Raw genomic sequence first — 1,731 nt, 5'->3', positions numbered from 1 at the left:
GCATTGTAATCTCTATCTATTTTTAATCCACAATTTTCACATTCATAGATTCTTTCTTTAAGTGTGAGAGTTTCTTTAATGCTTCCACACTTAGAGCAAGTCTTAGAGCTTGGATAAAATGTATCTGCTTCTATCACTCGCCTATTGTTATACTCTGCCTTATAACTTAGTAAGCGTTTAAACTCATAAAAGCTTACATCACTTATTGCCTTTGCCAATCTATGATTTTTCATTAAGCCTTTGATATTGAGATTTTCAAGCCCAAAGTAAGCATAATGTCTTACTAGACTTGAAGTAAGCTTATGTAAAAAATCATTTCTTACATTAGCAATTTTTGTATGGAGCTTATTAAGCTTAACACTTTGTTTTAAGTAGTTGTTAGACTTTTTTATCCCTTGCATTGCTTCACTCTTGGTTTTTGGGTGTTGCTTTTTGCTAAGACTTCTGCTTACTCTTTTTAAACGCTGTGTAAGCTTATATAATGGTTTAGGTGCTTGAATGCTTAAGCCATTAGATAAACTTACAAAGGATTTTAAGCCAACATCTATACCTAATCCAAGTTTTGTTTGTTTGCTATCTTTATGAGTTCTTTTAAATTCACTTTCACTTATCTCTAAGCTAAAAGAAGCATAGAATCTATTTGCTTTTTGACTGATAGTGCAAGAGTTAATTTTGCCTTGAAATCTTAGATTCTCTCTTAGCTTAACACTACCTAGATTTGGAATCTTTAAGAATTGTTTATTGTTTTTACTTTCAAACTTAACAATATCTCCCCCTAAATAAAACGAGCCTTGATTATCTTTTTTCTTTTTAAACTTTGGATAGCTGACTTTACCTTGCTTTAAATCTCTAAAGAATTTTTGGAATGCAAGATTTAGGTTTAAAAATGGTTGTTGTGTGGCATATTTAGTTACTTCATAGACAAAGGGGAATTGCTCTTTTTTAATCGCATTAAATTCTTTTTTTAAATCTAAATGTGTTTTTTTAACACCTTGTTTATAATATTCTTGCCATTTAGCAAGTCCCCAATTATAAGCAAACCTAGAACAACCAAAGGCTTTTTTAAAATAAGCGATATGCTTATTATTTGGAATGAGTTCTATTTTATGCGAGATTGTCATTGATTACACCTTGCATATCCTCAAGTAATTTTTTGTTTTTCTTGCTTCTACTTCCATAAAGCCTAGCAGAAAATACGGTGATAATCTCTAAAACATCTTTGGCTAATTCTTCTTCAAACTTAATATTTTCATCGCCTTTGTTGATGATAATCACCTCCACTTCTTTAGCTTCACAAATAGCAAAGATTAATTCAGCTCCAAATCTTAATAGCCTGTCTTTGTGTGTTAAAATAAGTCTTTTAACTTGTCCTTCTAAGATAAGATTTAAAAGCTTTGTTAGTCCTTTTTTATAATAATTCATACCACTGCCTAAATCTTGTATGACTTCATAATTAAACCCAGCCTTAGCACAATAAAGCTCTAAAACTTGAACTTGTCTTATTAAATCATCTTTTTGGTCGTGGCTACTTACTCTAGCATAGGCAATTGTTTTTAAACCATCAACACTAAATTTAATGTTTTTATTAATATTTTTTAAAGATTCTAATTTATATCTGCGACTTCCACCTTTTGTGATTTCATCAGGCTTTAAAAGTCCTTGTTTATCCCAATTTCGTAGGGTTTGTATGGTAACACCAAGAAGCCTTGAGGCTTGTCCTATTGCAATTAA

General features: G+C 30.8%; 2 protein-coding genes. Both read right to left on the bottom strand.

Annotated elements, in window-relative coordinates:
- Nucleotides 1-1,121 (bottom strand): RNA-guided endonuclease InsQ/TnpB family protein (locus C6H17_RS11860; RefSeq protein ID WP_104731468.1); only part of this gene is annotated, 1,121 nt, incomplete at its 3' end.
- A partial coding sequence (locus tag C6H17_RS11855) for an IS607 family transposase (protein ID WP_233714127.1) occupies nucleotides 1,105-1,731 on the bottom strand: 627 nt, incomplete at its 5' end. The genes C6H17_RS11860 and C6H17_RS11855, both read right to left, overlap by 17 nt.

This window comes from Helicobacter rappini, from assembly GCF_900198625.1.
GTDB lineage: Bacteria > Campylobacterota > Campylobacteria > Campylobacterales > Helicobacteraceae > Helicobacter_A > Helicobacter_A rappini.
Note: the sequence above shows the minus strand (reverse complement) of the source record. Positions and strands in the feature narration are given on the sequence as shown.